The following is a 16,594-nucleotide window of genomic DNA, read 5'->3' as shown; positions in this document are numbered from 1 at the left end:
TCCCTATCCGACCTCATGCGGCTCATTAATCATTTTGACATCACGGTATTGCAAATCGTAAATCTTTTTATAGTAGCCGCCTTTTTCAAGAAGCTCGTGATGTGTACCCCTTTCACGAATGCGTCCTTTATTAAAAACGAGAATTTCATCGGCGTGTTTCAGTGAAGAAATGCGGTGAGCGACGATAAAGGTTGTGCGGGTTTTCATGACTTCTTTTAAGGCAAGCTGTATGCTGTGCTCCGTTTGCATATCTACTGCGCTTGTGGCATCATCCAATATTAAAATGCTCGGGTTCAAGCAGATGGCTCTCGCAATGGCAATACGCTGTTTCTGTCCGCCGGAAAGCCCCATTCCCCTCTCTCCCAGCATGGTGTCATACCCATCAGGAAGCTCCATAATAAAGTTATGAGCCTGCGCCCTTTTTGCCGCTTCGATGACGTCTTCCATTGAGGCATCCGGCCGCCCATACGAAATATTTGATCTAATCGTAGATGAAAACAGGAAGGATTCTTGAAGTACGACCCCGATATTGGAGCGAAGGGTTTTTAACGAATAATCTGTGATGGGTTTGTGATCAATGGTAATCATTCCGCCAACAGGACTGTAAAATCTGGTGAGAAGCTGTGTCACTGAGCTTTTGCCTGAACCTGTCGGGCCCAACAGTCCGATTACCTTCCCGCTGTTTGCCTCAAAGCTTACATTGCACAGCGCGTTTGTTTGTTCTTTTCCGTATGCAAGAGAAACATTTTTGAAATGGACATCTCCGGTTAATTTTTGTTTATGCAAAGCATGAGGATGATCTGTAATGTCTTCTTCTTTTTCCAGAATGTCGAGCAGGCGTTCTCCTGACGCTTTTGCTTGAGAGAACATATTGATGACAAAACCTAAGTTCATAATCGGCCACATCATATAATTGACAAGGCTGAAGAAAGCAACAAGCTCGCCGGGATTGAGCTGATTTTGCATAACCAAGTAACCGCCGTATGAGAGGAGAGCTACAATACAAATGTTACCAATGAACTCCATTAAAGGGAAATACGCAGACCAGATGGATGATGTTTGTAAATACTGCGCCCTGTATTCTGCATTGGCTTTATTGAAAGTGCTGATCTGAAAATCTTCCCTGGAAAGAGATTTAACCGTATTAATGCCGCTGATATTTTCCTGGACTTTTGTATTGAGTTTCGCAAACGATTTGCGGATGCCTCTGAAGGCGGGATGGACTCTTTTGTCAAACCGGTATACCGCAACCGCGAGAAATGGCAGAACAGCTATTGTCACAAGCGTGAGAGGAACAGAATAGTAAAACATAACCGACAGGCTGATGGCTACCAGCAGGCCGAAGCGAATGAGCTCAGCGAGACCGTATGATAAGAAAAAACGAAGCCCTTCAACATCAGCAGTCAGCCTGGACATCAAATCTCCTGTTTTCGCGTTATCATAGTAAGAAAAAGAAAGCCGCTGCAGTTTTTCATACAGACCATTTCTCAGCCGATAAACGGATTTGATCCCGAACATATCACCTAAATACTGATGAAAAAAGGTAGCCATTCCTTTCAAAACCATTACCGCAATAAATCCTAAGCTGACCCACGCCGCAAGCTGATACTGCCGTCCCAGCACGATCTCATCAATCGTAATTTGCAGGATAATCGGATAAACGACAGTAATTGCAGTCATCAAAAGCATGGCTAGAAGCGACCACATAAACACTTTTCTGTACGGCCAATAATACATTTTTAATCTTTTAAATGTCTCCATATCCAGCACCTTTCCAACATTTATCATCTTCACTATATCGATACCCGAAATAAATTTCTATTATTTTTCAAAATTTCAGTCTAATTATGGAGTGAGTCTCTTACTTTATAGGGAGTAACATATGTAGAATAAACGCTTACAGAAAATCATTGTATGCTGAGGATACTTGGGGATATGCCAATGAAATACAGAAAAACCGGACGGCTGAAATGCCGTCCGGTTTTCATCCCCCGCTGACCGGCGGTATGATGGCTACCGTGTCACCCGAAGATACAGAGGTATTTTCTTTTACATAGCTTTCGTTAACGGCAATCATAGCCGTATCAATAGATTCAAGACCGTATTGTTCTTTTAGACTCGCTTTTATTTCATCTGTGGTTGCTTGTTCCATATCTATTTCTATTGCTTGTGTACCGGCCTGTTCAGCCAGTCCTGCAAATAAAAGAATTTTAATCATGCTGCTCTCCCTCGCTTAGGTCTGGTTTTCCGTTCGGATAAGCTGTTGTTTCTAGCTGGTCGCCGATCCATTGCTCACCGTCTTCCCAAATTTCTTTTTTCCAAATTGGCACAATCTGTTTAATGCGTTCAATCGCATACTCATTGGCTTCATATGCGGCTTTTCGATGGGGAGAAGATACAGCAATCACTACCGCTGCTTCACCGATATCAAGCACACCTATACGGTGCGTGATCGCAGCTGAGGCACCTTCCCATTTTTCTTCGATTTCAGCGCCGATTTGAGCAAGCATTTGCACGGCCATCGGTTCATATGCCTCATATTCAAGCCGAACCGTTCTTTTTCCGTTTGTCCATTCCCGAACCGTACCAATAAATGTCGTAATGGCCCCTGCTTCCCGTTTCTCCACTTTTTTGATGATGTCTTCAGTATTAATGGGTGTTTTCGTAATCTCAAACCGTTCCATTATGCAGATTCCCCCTTCAGCTGTGAAAGCACAAAATCCACGGCAACCGGATCATCCGCATGAAAAACGGGTAATCCCTGATGCTCTGTCATTTGCTCTTTTTTTCTATAGATGATGGCGATTATATTTACTGCTTGCAGCGCTTCCAGATCTTCCTTTTCACTTAGGATAACCACTTTAGGATAAGGGGCTTTTTTAAAGCCTTCAATCAGAAGACAGTCTGTTTCGAGAAATTGGTATAACTCGATCAGCCGTGCCAAATCCCAATTGCGGCGGGCAGTCAGCTGTAACACACCAGCACCTTCTACCGCTGTTACATCAGCACCTGCCGCCTTGTAACGGTCCGTGTCTTTTCCTTCCGTGAGCGTTTGCGGTTCACCGCCGTGACCATGATGCTTCAGGCAGCCCAAATGGACTCCCTGTTCAGAGGCTTTTTCAAGAATGCGCTCAATAAACGTTGTTTTCCCGCTGTTTTGAAATCCTACAACTTGGACGATCGGGAAAGGACGGACCAAGGCCATTCACTTCCATTCTCTTCTCTGATGAGCAGTACTTTAACCGTTCTGCCAGATTCGTAGCCTCGCGTGCCGCCCGGCAGGATAATAAATGCATTGGCATCTGCAAGTGATGTGACAGAGCTCGACTTATCTAAGCCAACGGGTGTCGCCAACAGCTTCCCTTCCTGATGGTGCACGAGCGCACGAACAAATCGGGTAAATGGGTTCGGCTTCGTAAAATCCTTGGTCAAAACAGCTTCCGCACAAATTGAATGCGGTGTTTCATTGAGCAGCCATGTCTGGATTATCGGTTTGACAAACAGTTCAAAACCGACATAGCATGCCGACGGATTACCTGAAAGGCCAAACAGCAGCATATCGTTTGCATGCGCCACCGTTGTCACGCTGCCCGGGCGCATGGCAACTTTATTAAACAGCACGTCCGCTCCGAGTTTTTCATAGATCGCAGGCAAAAAGTCAAAGTCACCGACTGACACACCGCCAGTTGTGATCAGGAAATCCACTTTTTTCATCGCCTCTTTAACTGCAGCAAAGCTTTTATCCAGTTCATCAGAGATTTTCCCTAAATAAAGCGGTGTTGCGCCTGCTTCTATCGCTTGCGCATATACCATACTCGCATTGCTGTTGCGGATTTTTCCCGGTTCCAGCGGATCACTGACATTCAGCAATTCGGTACCGGTTGCGATAATTCCGACTACAGGCTTTCTCACGACAGGCACAGATGCGTATCCGAATGTTGCCAAAAGAGCCGTCACTCCTGGTGTCACCCGGGTGCCCTTTGTCAGTAAAACACTCCCTTTTTGAGCGTCCTCACCTGTTTTTGAAATATTATCCCCCGTCTGAAAGCGGCGTTTTAAAGACATAAATGACTTCCCATTCTCCTCAAAGGTTTGAGTCAGTTCAATCATGACGACTGCATCTGCCCCTTCAGGGATTTGCGCGCCAGTCATAATCCGCACGGCCTGAAACGGGCCAAGTTTTTTTTCAGATACTGCTCCCGCTCCAATATGGTCAATAACTTCAAACCGAACTGGGTTTTCACGTGAAGCTTCTGCCGTATCGCACGCTCTGACAGCAAAACCATCGTATGGCGAACGGTCAAACGCAGGTACGTGGTGATCCGCAGTTATATCTTCGGCTAAAAACCGATGAAGGCTGTCTTCAAGCGCCACCCATTCTGTTTCACCTTGTTTTTGAAAATGGCAGACACGCCGAACTGCCTCGTCTACCGGTATCGGTGTTCTTTTCTCCAGCATTCTGACCCCTCCTGTTGTTACAGTCCAATCACTCTTGCCAACACGGAGTTGGCTTCTTTCACATCATTTGTTCCATGCACCAGTGCCCGTCCGTCATTGAAAATGACAATTCTGAAATCCTCGTAAAAAATATGCAGCAAAAACGCATTAGCCTCGACCTTACCTATTGTTTTCAGCCGCTTAATGAGCTCCTGTTTCGGGATTCTTTTTAATGATTCTGACCTTACCTGCACTGTATCACGGCCGCATAGTACAGCAGCTTTTGGTGTGTTCCAATCCTGAAGATAAGGATATACCGCATTAGCTCCGCAAGATGGGCATTCCTCACGGCGTACATGATTAACGTTCATCTTCATATGCGAATTGTTCCAGACATCAAATGTCACAAAACCCCGCTGTATTGCTTCTTTTTGGCCGGTTAACAGCTTTAATGCCTCAGCCTGCTGATATGCTGAAACGATATGCACAGCAGGCGGAATAATGCCGGCAGTATCACACGTCGCCCCGCCGACAGGAATTTGCTCAAACAGACAAGACAGACAAGGGGTTTCTCCGGGAATGACAGTCATGAACATTCCCTGGCTGCTTACACAGGCGCCATAGACCCAAGGTGTCTTTGTTTTCTGGGCAAGATCGTTTATCAGCATGCGGGTTTCAAAATTATCTGTCGCGTCGATCACGACATCTGCTTTTTCAATCAGCGGCTCAAGCGTTTCGGCTGTTCCTTCGGTAACATACGCCTCAATATGTATCTCGCTGTTAATCGCTGATAGATGCTCTTTGGCAGCCATGGCTTTCGGCATGCGGAGTTTGGCATCGCTTTCTGTATAAAGCTGCTGCCTTTGAAGATTGCTCCACTCCACATAGTCACGGTCAATAATGGTAATAGTACCGACTCCCGCTCTCGAAAGCCCTTCAGCTCCTGCAGTGCCGAGCGCTCCCGCTCCGACAATCAGCACATGGCTGTCTGCCAGTCTTTTCTGGCCCTCTTCCCCAATTTGCTTAAATCTGATTTGCCGTGAATAACGTTCCTCCATCAAACCTGTTCTCCTTATCTTTTATGTCATCTTATCATGTTATTGCCCCGTCAGTCCCGCTTGAGGGAGTTCGATTTTTCTTCCAAACAGCTAAAATCATCACGTGTATTAATGTTGATAAATTCTGCCGGGTTTGCTCCGATATTTTCAGCCTGTACGTAACAAACCGAAATTCTGCCTAATAAATCTGATATTCTCAACCTCTTCTCAGAAAGCTGATCGTATAGAACCGGCATGATACGTTTGTGGTAAATCGCAATCAATGGCTGCACTTGTCCGTCTGAAATTGGGACTACCGCGTCAGCACCGGCAGTCATCAGACGTTTGAGCTCCAGTATCGTCCTTCTTTGTATCAGCGGTGTGTCACAGGAAAGAACAGTATAAAGATCACCGTCTGTCTTTTTAAAAGCGGTATATATACCAGCCAATGGCCCCATGCCTTGAAATGGCTCAGCATCTTGATACACTTCATTTTCACCGTTTTCTTGAAATCTATCAATAAATTCGGGACGGCTGATGATAACCGTTTGTTCTCCAAGTGCCTCTTTAGCGCATTCGTAAAGCATCCTGCCCTTCCATTTGACAAACGCCTTCGGTTCTCCAAATCGCCGCGAGGCTCCCCCTGCCAGCAGTACGTTTACATGCTTCATATCATCTCACCTCTAGTTTCGTTAAAAGCATAGCAAAAGCAAAGGCTCAACGCTACTGCTTGTCTGTTTATTAAAGAGGAATAGCTGTTCAGTATTTGCATATTGTAGTGTTAACATCATGAGGGAGATGGTTCGAATGAAAAGATCAGGTCCTTTTTTCCACGACGTGTCTCAGGAGAACCTTTATTTAAAATCCGAGCTTTCAAGGTGCCATAAGCTGATTTCTGAACTTGAAGCAAGCTACTTTCATCAGAAAAATAACAAACTGCTCAAAGAAAATACCGATATGAAAGAAAAACTCCAGCAGCTGTCTGCCGAATTAACACATATGTCAACAAAAGAAAAACATGCCTCCCACACCAGCCAAACCCTGCACCAAATAAGAGCTGAACTGCTTGATAAAATCGTTGTTTTGCAGGAGCTTCTATCTGCTGAAACCTATAAACGCAGAGCCGAAATCGAAGAAAAACATAAACTTCATATTGCTAAAGTCAAAATCGAAGAAGAAAATAAAAATCTTCATAAACGGATCAGCGAACTTCAAGCCTCAATTGAGCAAGAACAAAATGCACTGCTTCAGGCAAAACAGCAAGCCGAATTGATAAAAGCCGAAAATGGGCGTCTAAAAGAGCAAATGGTAGAAAAAGAATATCAGCTAAAACATATTAAAATAGAAGTTGATCATATGAAAGATCGAATCATAGAAACGAAAGAAAGACTGCTAGACATAGAAAAAACGAAAGAAAAATTATTTCACGAAACTATTATATCGTATAAACGGCAGCTTGATGAAAGCGATGCCTGGATTGCTTCTCATTTTGCCGATATTGATGGCGGCACAAAACAAAAAGAAAAAATGGAAGAAGAAGCTCCAGCGGCCTACGCGCAGCCATATCATGTAGAGACCATCCTTGAAGATGTCACCAAACAGATACATGTGCTCCAAAAACAGCTTGCCCGCGCCCAATCATCAGACCAGGCCAAGAGCCATACAATCGAAGAGCTGAAAAACAGAGCCGCTGAAGAAAAGCCTTATCAAAAGTGGGTGTATAAGCTTAATCTTGAAAAAGAAAACAAACCTTCACAGAAAAAACCTCAATAAAAAAACTGCTTGAGCGATGCCAAGCAGTTTTTCTTTATATTTATTCATTAGCTGATTCAGCTGATTCTGCAGATTCGATTTCACCCTCTAAAATGTACTGCCCGCGATATGGTTTTTTCACTTCCGGGTACATTTTAATTAAGCTTTGCATAAACGTTGTCATATTAGGGATTTCAAGACCGCTTTCTTTTTCAATCTCTTTTTGAAGCTCGGAGCTCTTAATCGCCGCGTTGTGGCGTTTTAATGTTTTAATAGCAGCTTCACGCAGCTTAGCTGCTTTTGATCCCGGTCTTGCCGTTCCTCTTCTTCTTCGTGTTGTTCCGTCTGGTATACCGGCAGGAAGAGAGGAAATAGATTGAAGCTGAGGCTGGACAGACTGCTGCTGTGATTGCGGCTGATAGCTTCTGATTTCCTGAGCTGCAAGCTCAGCGAGAACCGGCAGAGAGTCAGGTTTTTTTTCAGAACGGAAATCCTTTTTGATTTCGGAAGGGCTTCCATTTCTGTCCAGCTCTCTTAATTTTGCGTATATTTTATCACGTTCAATTTGATATTCACGAATGACTTTCACTTCAGCTTCATTTAGTTGTTCTAACCGCAAGCGCAAAGCTTCTCTTTCATTAAACATTCCTCAATGTACCCCCTATCAAAATTAACATCTTTAATTAAGATATTAGATTACAAAAGTAATTTTATCAACTATTATTTTAGCATTTTACTATTATATTTACTCTATGAAAAATTCCTTATTTTCTGAAAATGTTTTATTTTTCAAAAGAGTCCTTTATTCTCAAGGAGTCAAGGGTCTTTCTAGTTTATTTGGTATAATGTTGAAAATATATATTTTACTTACTTCTTTAAAGAAATTTAGTGTAATATCTACAATTTTCGAGTTATGAGATATGAGATTTATCTAAAATTGAGGAAAAACATCAAAAATTAGCTGTATTTTCTAGCGTATCAATCAAACAAATCATCAATTCCTATACCCAAATTTGGAAAAATAAGCTTCTTACTCTTCTTCCATTGCTTTTTGCACAAATAAAAAACCTGATGTGATCAGGTTTTTAGGAAATACTATTTAGTCAGATACCTATTCCGTTTCAGCCAAAACGCGGTTCACACGTTTTTCAAGCATTTTCATACCGCTCCCGCCGGCTTGGAAGTGACGGAGCTGTCCTGTTTTATCAAACACATAATACGCAGGTACGTATTCATTTTCAAATGCATCGGTTAAAGCATGGTCACTGTCAACAAAAATCGGCTGAGTGATATCGTGTTCAGCAGCTGTTTCTTTAATTTTACCAAGATCAAGATCATCTTCGGAACGGGGCATGTGTACAGCTACAACATTCAGTTGATCTTGATATTTATCACGAAATTCATTCACTTGCGGCATCGCTTCTTTGCACAAGTGGCAGCTGATGGACCAGAAATGAATAAGCGTCGGCTTTTCCCCAATCAATTGCTCTCTCGTCACTTCACCATTTAACCAAGCTTTTTCTCCCGTCAATTCCGGCATGGGCTGACGTAATTTCATTGCTTTTTCCCTCCTATTTTAAAAGAGAGGCCTAACGAATATGCTAGACCGCTTTTCGTTCTTGGAAAGAATTAAAGTGTTTTTTGGCCTGGTTTCCAGTTAGCCGGACAGAGTCCGCCAGTTTGCAGCGCCTGGAGAACACGAAGCGTTTCATCAACATCACGCCCAATGTTGTTATGGAAAACAGTTTGATATTGAAGCTCCCCTTCAGGATTAATAATAAACAATCCGCGCAAAGCCACACCTTCTTCTTCGATTAAAACGCCATATTCCCGGGATACCTCATGGTTTGTATCAGCAGCAAGCGGGTATTTCAGCTGGCCAAGACCGTTTTCTTTGCGGTCTGTATTGATCCAAGCTAAATGAGTATGGATGGTATCAGTTGAAACCCCGATGACTTCTGCATCAAGATCTTCGAACTCGTCATAGCGGTCAGACATTGCTGTAATTTCTGTCGGACAAACAAAAGTGAAATCCATTGGATAGAAGAATAGCACTGTCCATTTGTCGTTTTTCATGTTTTCCTCAAGACTTACTTTGCCGAATTCTTTGCTTGCAAGGACTGCTTCCATTTCAAAACGAGGAGCTTGTTTACCTACCATACGTTCTGCCATATGTATCCCTCCAATTTATTGTTTGGCTTAAAGGTCAAAATCGCATGAAAATAAAGGGTGATTAACCATTTTTAGTTATATTGCAATGCCATTATATAAAAGCAGATTTCCTGAGTCAATTTTTAACAAATCATGTATGTCTTTGGCTTCGACATTTTTGAATAAAACGTTTAACATGGTCATGTACAGGGTAACTAGTCTCAATGTGCAGCAATCAATTAGAAAAGGAGCTCAACATGGACTTTATTAAACAATATGATTGGGCGGGACTGATTACAAATGCCGGTGTTCTGCTCATTAAACTCGCCATTATGATATTGCTCTATTTTATCGTTCGATCATTAGGCATGAAAATCATTAAACATCTGTTTGCAAAATTCGAGGAGCAGAATAGCTTGTCTATCGGACGTGCACATACGCTCCGAAGCCTGACTCTTAACATATTTGCTTATACATTGATTTTCATATTTTTCGTCATGCTTCTAGATTTGTTTCATTACGATCCAAGCGCTCTTTTAGCGGGGGCAGGAATCGTCGGCCTGGCTGTCGGATTTGGCGCCCAAGGGCTTGTCAGTGATATCGTGACAGGTTTTTTTATTTTGCTTGAGAAACAATTGGATGTCGGAGATTATATTACCGTTTCCACCTTTGACGGAATTGTCGAGCAGGTTGGCTTAAGGACAACTCAAATCCGCAGCTTTGACGGAACACTGCATTACATCCCCAACAGAAACATCACAAACGTGAGCAATCATTCTCGTGGTACCATGCAGGCTCTTGTTGATATTAAAGTACCGGCTGAAAGAAATATTGATGAAATGATTCATATTTTACAGCAGGTTTGTGATGAAACGGCAGCAGCTCTTCCACAAATAAAAGAAGGCCCAAATGTCATCGGCATTCAAGAACTGGGGACTTCCGAAATTGTAATCAGGGTCATTGCCAAAACAGAAAATATGGAACAGTGGCGAGTCGAACGAGTGTTGAGAAAAGAAATAAAGAACGCGTTCGACCGCGCTTTCCCTAAAGAAACAGAATAAATAAAAGAACCGAAGCTTTTTGCTTCGGTTTTTATATTACTGAATTCTGCTTTCAACTTCGCTGCAAATTTCTTCAGCCGTCATCCCGGAAGCTGTAATGACAGGTGCTTGTGTTACCGTATCGGCTATCCCTTGCACATTATTATCAAGACCTGTTACGACACAGCAGTCACAGCCTTGGGCATCAGCAGGGCTTTTCATCATTACAACGTCATATCCTTTTTCTTTTAAAGCAGCTTCTACATCTGATAATGATTGTTCAATTCCAATTTTTTTAGCCATTTTTGAACACCTCCGTTTACTAGAGTGCTCATTTTATGGAATTTTATTCTTTCATTTGTACTTAATTGGCATAAACAGAAAAATAACCTGTCATGACATTAACCGCTGTTTCTATCGCATTTTCATCGGGATTCAGCTTAGCATGATGAAGCCCATGTTCAGAATCAGCGCCGAGCCAGAACATGAAGCCGGGATATTTTTTCAGCATGTAGCCAAAATCCTCTCCAGTCATTGCTTCTCTTGCTTCAATTACTGTCGCCAGTTGATGTTCAGCAACAAAAGACATAAATTCTTCTGTTAATCCGCTCGTATTGTAAACTTGGTGATATACAGACGGATATGTCACTTTTCCTTTGCAGCGGAATCCGATTTCGATTCCTTTCACTACATCTTCAATCCGTTCCTTTACCTGTTTCATCGATTCTTCAGAAAGCGTGCGGATCGTGCCTTCCAGGTGGGCCGTTTCTGCAATGATATTTTGTGCCGAGCCTCCGGTAATGGTACCAACTGTAATAACAGCACTGTCTAGCGGATCTGTGTTTCTAGAGATAATCGTTTGCAGCTGGGTGACAAGTGTACTTGCTGCTACAACCATATCCTCAGCCAAATGCGGATATGCCGCATGTCCCCCTTTGCCTTCCAGATCGATGACTAGCTCTGATGTATTCGCAAATAGAAGGCCGCTTTTTGTCGCAATGGTGCCTACCGGAAGCTCTGGAGCAATATGAAGCGCAGTGATGAAATCAGGCTGCCACTTTTTTAATACATCGCTCTCAAGCATTGGTTCCGCACCGCCAGGCCCTTCCTCTGCCGGCTGAAACAGAAAAAGCAAATCATGTTTAACTGGGTGGTGAACAAAATGATCAATAATGCCGAGTGCAATCGTCATATGCAAATCGTGACCGCAGGCGTGCATGTTGCCGTGATGCTCTGATGCGAATGGAAGACCAGTTTGCTCTTCTATCGAAAGCGCATCGATATCCGCTCTGTACGCCAGCATTTTTTTCGGCGCCGTCCCGTTCACTTTTACAAAAAGCCCTGTTCGCCATTTCTCAATTTCAATTCTGTCTTGCGGATATTGTTCCAAGACATTTAATAAATACTGCTGGGTTTTGAACTCCTGAAATCCAAGCTCCGGTATACGATGCAGATCTCTGCGAATTGCGATGAGCTCCTCTTTCTTCATTTCTATTCCTCCTGCCTATACGAATAAGGCGTGGATATATTATCCACGCCTTTTTTATCAAACTTTTCCTTACAGCTGGCGTAATTCCTGCTTGATTTCAGTTTTGCCTTTTGTTTTTTCATCAATGTCTTTGATTTTTTTAGCTGGTGTGCCTGCAACGACAGTGTATGGCTCAACGTCGTTTACCACGATCGCTCCCGCAGCAACAACAGCTCCTTTACCTACTGTTACACCTTCAAGCACAACAGCATTTGCGCCGATTACGACGTCGTCTTCAATCACAACCGGTTTAGCGGATGGCGGCTCAATAACGCCCGCAAGTACAGAACCCGCGCCGATATGGCAGTTTTTTCCGACAGTAGCTCGTCCGCCAAGCACAACGTTCATATCAATCATTGTGCCTTCGCCGATGACTGAACCGATATTAATAGAAGCACCCATCATGATGACTGCGTTATCACCGATTTCAACTTGGTCGCGGATGATCGCGCCCGGCTCGATACGCGCTTTGATGTTTTTAAGATCAAGCATTGGGATTGCAGAATTGCGGCGGTCATTTTCAACCACATAGTCTTCGATTTTGCTTTGGTTTTCTTCGATTGCTGTTTGGATTTCGCTCCATTCACCGAAAACGACACCAGTGTTTCCATTGATAAAAGCTTTCGCAGATTCGCCGAAATTGATTCCTTCCAGCTCACCTTTCACGTAAACCTTTACAGGTGTTGATTTTGTACTATTTTGAATAAATGAAATAATTTCATTTGCGTCCATCATTTTCATATGTATAGTCCTCCTCCTGATTTTCTACCTCATTACTGTATCAAAGGAAAGATACAAAGACAAGAAAAAAAGGAACAGCCGTTTTAGCAGTTCCCAGTGAGTGATCAGACAGCGCACCCGCTTTTCTTTGCGAATTGTCTCCCAAAGTTTATTAATTCTTCCTCTTCGTCACCTTCTGGATTATTTTCGATTTTTACCGAAGGCAGCACAATGTCGCCACCGCATTCTTTTATTTTTGCTTCGAGCGTATCAACCGCTCCGCAGAAAAATTCATATGCTGTATCACCAGAACCGAATACAGCGCATGTTTTACCGGAAAAATCAATCTCCTCCATGTCTTCAACAAGATCTAAAAATTCATCAGGCAGATCTCCGTCTCCCCACGTGTAGGTTCCCATTATGATATGGTCATAATCGGTAAACAGCTGGGCATCATCAATATCCATTGCTTCGAAACGGTCTACTTCTGCTTCCGCCTCCTGAAGCCCCTTTTCAATTAAATCTGCCATTGCTTCAGTGTTGCCTGACATTGTTGCATAAACAAGCAAAATCTTCGCCAATTCCTTGTTCCTCCTCTAATGAATCATTGCTGAAACTTCGTACGGCTGGACAAATTTACATTCATACAAGCCTGCGCAAAAGAAATTCTCTTTCTGATTGGCCACTCTCCATCCATGTCCCTTAATGGTATCGAACCATTTTAGCGACCGGGCTTCGAGATCAGCCTGGTAAATTCTTGAAAAACCGTTTTCATCTTGTGTTGTAGTGACATATATAATGCCATCATCCTCTGAAAGATCAAGAAATGACTCTTCTTTTCTGATCATGCTGGATTGAATGATAAATTCTTCACCATTCAAAAGATTTCGTACAGTGACAGCACCGTGCTTTCCTTTCACAGAACCCATCGCCGCCACCAGCCAATTTTCATTGAACACGAGCATGGATGCCGTCATCCGGTTTTTTTCTTTTTTGACAACTTGGACAGTGTCACGCTTAATGTCGTAAGCCCAAATGCCGCCAAAATATTCGTGTATTTGCGTGCCGATAAAAAGATTGCCCCCGTGAAGGCATAACGACCGGATAACAGGGGGATTATGAAATTCGGCAAAAGGTTTGGCTACGCGCCATGAGACACCAAAATCATCCGATACATAAATACAATGCTTACCGTGGGCGCAGACAAACCCGTTGTTTCTGCCGGTAATCGCCCACACTGTTGCATTTGTCGGAAAGCTCGACATCGTCCAGGTTTTCCCTTCATCAGCCGAACGAATGACTGTTCCCTTTTCACCGACGCCAAATAAGTAAGGCCCTATGTAGCTGATACAGTGTATCTTACTTTTCAAACGAAAAAGCTTTCTCCAGCCCTGCTCCAAAGAATAATGAAAAATGCCTTCTCTTTGTACCGCCACAAAATATCCAGAAAACGCCGATGCCGTAACAGCAGTTGCTCCTTTATGAAACATGGCTTTTTTCCTTGTTCATATAATCTGCCCATGCAAGAAAACCTCTCGCAAACGCTCGGCAGCTTTCCACATCTTCATCTGTTTCAGGCGCTAATTCAATTTTTAGTGTTTCCTGGTAAACAGCAGCTCCCGCCTCTTGCAGCATGACATTGAACAAATTCACCGCTTCGCAAAACTTTGGATAAGAATAATCGCCAGACCCGAAACAGGCTGTTTTTAAACCATTAAGCTGAAGCTGTTTGACCTCTTCGAAAAAATCCTCCGCTTCGTAGGGCAAATCGCCGTCCCCCCATGTATAGGTGCCAATCAGTACATAATCATAGGAGGTTAAAGCAGACGCATCCGCATCGTCTATCTCGACACAATCGATATCCAACTCATATTCCTGAAGCGTATCTTTTATTATGAAGGCAATGTCTTCTGTATTTCCTGACATGCTGGCATATGTAATCAAGGCTTTAGCCATGTTATCACCCCATTAATTGATAATGATTTTCAATATCATATGTATCACTTTAAATGATAATGATTTTCATTGTCAACATCTAAATAAAAAAAGACAGCACCTCGCTGTCTTTAAAATGGATTTTCCTGATCCAGCATATCCTTTATCACTTGTACAAAAGCTTGGACTTGTTTCAGTTCAAAGGCAGGCTCATAGCCTAATAACCATGTATCCCGACCGATCGGATGCCCTTTCATGTCTAAAAGAGGCATTTTATTCACTTTATCTTCATTTTGAAGGGTAACAGACGGCAAAATAGCATAACCGATTCCGTGCAGCGCCATCTGTTTGCACGTTTCAATCTGATCAACCAATATCGTCTGTTTCGGCGACGTTTTAAATTTTTGATGCCACCAGTGCTGAATTTCCTGAAAATAAGTACTGTCACTTTTAAACTGGATAAACGGCCGTTCTGTATGGGCAATATCTTCGATGCAGGAAATTTCAGTATCTACTAAATACAGATGATCTGTCATTAAGTAATCTTTGCGCCCCTTCCACTCAGGGTTGCCTCTTATAATGCCGATATGAACCTGATCCTCATACAAGCTTTTCAGCATTTCGCTGCTCCACCCGGTTATGAGCGAGATCTTTGCATTCGGATACTTTTCCACATACGTCTTCAGGACTTTAGGGAGCCAATGCTGACCGATTATGGAGGCGACGGCAAGCTTCAATGTGCCGTGAATTTCACCTTCAAGCTCGTCAATATTTTCTCTTATTCTTTCCTGCTCTAATGTCACATCATTCGCAAACTGAATGATTTTCTCACCGGCGGGCGTTACCGTTAATCCTTTTTGGGATCTTAAAAAGATTTTTGTTCCCCACGCCTTTTCAATGGTTTGTAAGCGCTGAGATAAAGCCGGCTGAGATACAAAAAGCCGTTCTGCCGCCTTTCTCATATTTAATTCCTCAGCTAAAACTACGAGCATATGAAGCTCTTGAAGCTGCATGTCGTCCTCCTTTTTGTTATCAATAAGTTTTTCTTATCTCCCATTCTAATAAAATCTTAGTTTCTTATTCAAGCCCTATTCTCGTTTAAATTATGTATGCGCTTTCTTTTTCGCTCTGGCTATATAATAAAAATAGGCCGTACAGCCTACTTATTCAACGAGCGTATATGCTTATTCAATTCCTTTAAAACGACTCTTCTCGTAAAAATCCCTTCAAATACCTGCTCGTCATTTTCAACACAGACAAATCCGTTATTAATGACCATGCCGAATCCCTTCATAATCGGATCATTGATATGAAGGCGCGGAATGTCGGTCAGCATGACTTCCTCAACAGTGATTTGGTCAAGCTTTTCAAACTCAATTCGCTCAAGTCCAAAAATACTGTTCATGATCATATTTGTCCCGATTAAGCCATGTAAACGGTAGGAAGGATCCAGAACCGGGATGGCTGTGTATCCGGTTTTTGTCAATACTAATAATGCGTGCTCAAGGTTATTTCCGACTTGCACGTGCGCTACTTTGTCCGCCTCAATCATAAATTGTCCGACTGTTGCCTCAAGAAGTTGATCTGATTGTAAGCTTATCATGTTTTCGACCCCTTTTCATTTTCATCATCAATACATTCCCTATATTGCAATAATATAAACTTTATCAGTATTTGTCGAAAAGTTTCCTTTCAATAAAAAAGATACTCTTTGTGGAGTATCAATTATAGGGTGTCCCATTAATTTTCAAATCGAAATCGGTCGTATAGCGTTACAAGTTTTTTGTAGGTGGTTCCGTCAACGTTTTTGGTCCCTGTCTCTATATCGTTGATCTCACTGCTTAATAGCTCGATGGCATACTCATGGTTGATCAGGATATTCAGCAGAAGTTTTTGTTCTTCTTCTGTAAATCGTTCACCGATAAGACTCATTCGCAATCAGGCCCCCTGTTTTATACTGAATACCTCTGAAAGCAAGACAACTTACTTTCAGC

21 protein-coding genes are annotated in these 16,594 nt (G+C 42.7%); 2 read left to right on the top strand and 19 right to left on the bottom strand.

Annotated elements, in window-relative coordinates:
• Positions 1-3: 3 nt before the first annotated feature.
• From NYE53_RS07800 to NYE53_RS07770, 7 genes are all read right to left on the bottom strand, one after another.
• Complete coding sequence (locus tag NYE53_RS07800) at positions 4-1,761, bottom strand: ABC transporter ATP-binding protein (protein WP_336154585.1); 1,758 nt, start codon at positions 1,759-1,761, stop codon at positions 4-6.
• Positions 1,762-1,984: 223 nt separating this feature from the next.
• Complete coding sequence (gene moaD, locus NYE53_RS07795) at positions 1,985-2,218, bottom strand: molybdopterin converting factor subunit 1 (RefSeq protein WP_003232366.1); 234 nt, start codon at positions 2,216-2,218, stop codon at positions 1,985-1,987.
• Positions 2,211-2,684 carry a molybdenum cofactor biosynthesis protein MoaE gene (locus NYE53_RS07790; RefSeq protein ID WP_015715811.1) on the bottom strand — a complete coding sequence of 158 codons (474 nt, stop codon included), beginning with the start codon at positions 2,682-2,684 and terminating at the stop codon, positions 2,211-2,213. Before NYE53_RS07790 ends, moaD begins: the two co-directional genes overlap by 8 nt.
• A complete protein-coding gene (gene mobB / locus NYE53_RS07785; protein WP_049139878.1) occupies positions 2,684-3,205 on the bottom strand; it encodes a molybdopterin-guanine dinucleotide biosynthesis protein B in 522 nt (173 codons plus the stop codon). The genes NYE53_RS07790 and mobB overlap by 1 nt, the downstream gene beginning before the upstream one ends.
• On the bottom strand, positions 3,166-4,458 hold the full coding sequence (gene glp / locus NYE53_RS07780; RefSeq protein WP_339248052.1) for a gephyrin-like molybdotransferase Glp: 1,293 nt from the start codon (positions 4,456-4,458) through the stop codon (positions 3,166-3,168). The genes mobB and glp overlap by 40 nt, the downstream gene beginning before the upstream one ends.
• Before the next feature lie 17 nt (positions 4,459-4,475).
• The gene (locus tag NYE53_RS07775) at positions 4,476-5,495 is read right to left on the bottom strand and encodes a molybdopterin-synthase adenylyltransferase MoeB (protein WP_339248050.1); all 1,020 of its coding nucleotides are present in this window, start codon (positions 5,493-5,495) and stop codon (positions 4,476-4,478) included.
• Between the two features lie 50 nt (positions 5,496-5,545).
• Positions 5,546-6,145, bottom strand: coding sequence for a molybdenum cofactor guanylyltransferase (locus NYE53_RS07770; protein WP_021479380.1), 600 nt, complete (start codon positions 6,143-6,145; stop codon positions 5,546-5,548).
• A gap of 136 nt (positions 6,146-6,281) precedes the next feature.
• Between NYE53_RS07770 and cse15 the strand changes: the two genes are divergently transcribed.
• Entirely contained in the window at positions 6,282-7,247 is a 966-nt protein-coding gene (cse15, locus tag NYE53_RS07765) for a spore protein Cse15 (RefSeq protein ID WP_339248047.1), read from the top strand.
• 40 nt (positions 7,248-7,287) lie between these two features.
• Here cse15 and rok read toward each other — a convergent pair whose 3' ends face one another.
• The 3 genes from rok to ahpA all read right to left on the bottom strand — a co-directional run bounded on the left by rok (position 7,288) and on the right by ahpA (position 9,398).
• On the bottom strand, positions 7,288-7,872 hold the full coding sequence (gene rok / locus NYE53_RS07760; RefSeq protein ID WP_014113628.1) for a transcriptional regulator Rok: 585 nt from the start codon (positions 7,870-7,872) through the stop codon (positions 7,288-7,290).
• Positions 7,873-8,337: 465 nt separating this feature from the next.
• Entirely contained in the window at positions 8,338-8,784 is a 447-nt protein-coding gene (gene ykuV / locus NYE53_RS07755; protein WP_015252187.1) for a thiol-disulfide oxidoreductase YkuV, read from the bottom strand.
• Positions 8,785-8,855: 71 nt separating this feature from the next.
• Positions 8,856-9,398, bottom strand: a complete 543-nt coding sequence (ahpA, locus tag NYE53_RS07750) for a biofilm-specific peroxidase AhpA (RefSeq protein WP_003245371.1) — start codon at positions 9,396-9,398, stop codon at positions 8,856-8,858.
• A 236-nt stretch (positions 9,399-9,634) separates the two neighbouring features.
• On the opposite strand from ahpA, the gene mscT reads away from it, so the two are divergent.
• Positions 9,635-10,438 (top strand): small-conductance mechanosensitive channel protein MscT, encoded by an 804-nt coding sequence (mscT, locus tag NYE53_RS07745; RefSeq protein WP_133954342.1) that lies wholly within the window; start codon positions 9,635-9,637, stop codon positions 10,436-10,438.
• A gap of 36 nt (positions 10,439-10,474) precedes the next feature.
• On the opposite strand, the gene NYE53_RS07740 is transcribed toward mscT, so the two are convergent.
• The 9 genes from NYE53_RS07740 to abbA form a co-directional block, all read right to left on the bottom strand.
• Positions 10,475-10,720: a YkuS family protein gene (locus NYE53_RS07740; RefSeq protein ID WP_003232382.1), complete on the bottom strand. Its 246-nt coding sequence runs from the start codon at positions 10,718-10,720 to the stop codon at positions 10,475-10,477.
• Positions 10,721-10,781: 61 nt separating this feature from the next.
• On the bottom strand, positions 10,782-11,906 hold the full coding sequence (locus NYE53_RS07735; RefSeq protein ID WP_339248044.1) for an N-acetyldiaminopimelate deacetylase: 1,125 nt from the start codon (positions 11,904-11,906) through the stop codon (positions 10,782-10,784).
• Positions 11,907-11,975: 69 nt separating this feature from the next.
• On the bottom strand, positions 11,976-12,686 hold the full coding sequence (dapD, locus tag NYE53_RS07730) for a 2,3,4,5-tetrahydropyridine-2,6-dicarboxylate N-acetyltransferase (protein WP_003218680.1): 711 nt from the start codon (positions 12,684-12,686) through the stop codon (positions 11,976-11,978).
• A 104-nt stretch (positions 12,687-12,790) separates the two neighbouring features.
• The gene (locus NYE53_RS07725) at positions 12,791-13,246 is read right to left on the bottom strand and encodes a flavodoxin (RefSeq protein WP_041334138.1); all 456 of its coding nucleotides are present in this window, start codon (positions 13,244-13,246) and stop codon (positions 12,791-12,793) included.
• Positions 13,247-13,261: 15 nt separating this feature from the next.
• Positions 13,262-14,155 carry an exo-alpha-sialidase gene (locus NYE53_RS07720; protein ID WP_128992759.1) on the bottom strand — a complete coding sequence of 298 codons (894 nt, stop codon included), beginning with the start codon at positions 14,153-14,155 and terminating at the stop codon, positions 13,262-13,264.
• Complete coding sequence (locus tag NYE53_RS07715) at positions 14,145-14,621, bottom strand: flavodoxin (RefSeq protein WP_335388453.1); 477 nt, start codon at positions 14,619-14,621, stop codon at positions 14,145-14,147. Before NYE53_RS07715 ends, NYE53_RS07720 begins: the two co-directional genes overlap by 11 nt.
• A 110-nt stretch (positions 14,622-14,731) precedes the next feature.
• On the bottom strand, positions 14,732-15,613 hold the full coding sequence (gene ccpC / locus NYE53_RS07710) for a transcriptional regulator CcpC (RefSeq protein ID WP_003232387.1): 882 nt from the start codon (positions 15,611-15,613) through the stop codon (positions 14,732-14,734).
• A 146-nt stretch (positions 15,614-15,759) separates the two neighbouring features.
• Positions 15,760-16,203, bottom strand: a complete 444-nt coding sequence (cbpB, locus tag NYE53_RS07705) for a cyclic-di-AMP-binding protein CbpB (protein WP_003218674.1) — start codon at positions 16,201-16,203, stop codon at positions 15,760-15,762.
• 137 nt (positions 16,204-16,340) lie between these two features.
• Entirely contained in the window at positions 16,341-16,538 is a 198-nt protein-coding gene (gene abbA, locus NYE53_RS07700; RefSeq protein WP_010886502.1) for an AbrB antirepressor AbbA, read from the bottom strand.
• Positions 16,539-16,594: the final 56 nt, after the last annotated feature.

The sequence above is a fragment of the Bacillus sp. FSL R5-0523 genome, assembly GCF_037975295.1.
Taxonomy (GTDB): domain Bacteria; phylum Bacillota; class Bacilli; order Bacillales; family Bacillaceae; genus Bacillus; species Bacillus subtilis.
This window is presented reverse-complemented; position numbering and strand designations above follow the sequence as displayed.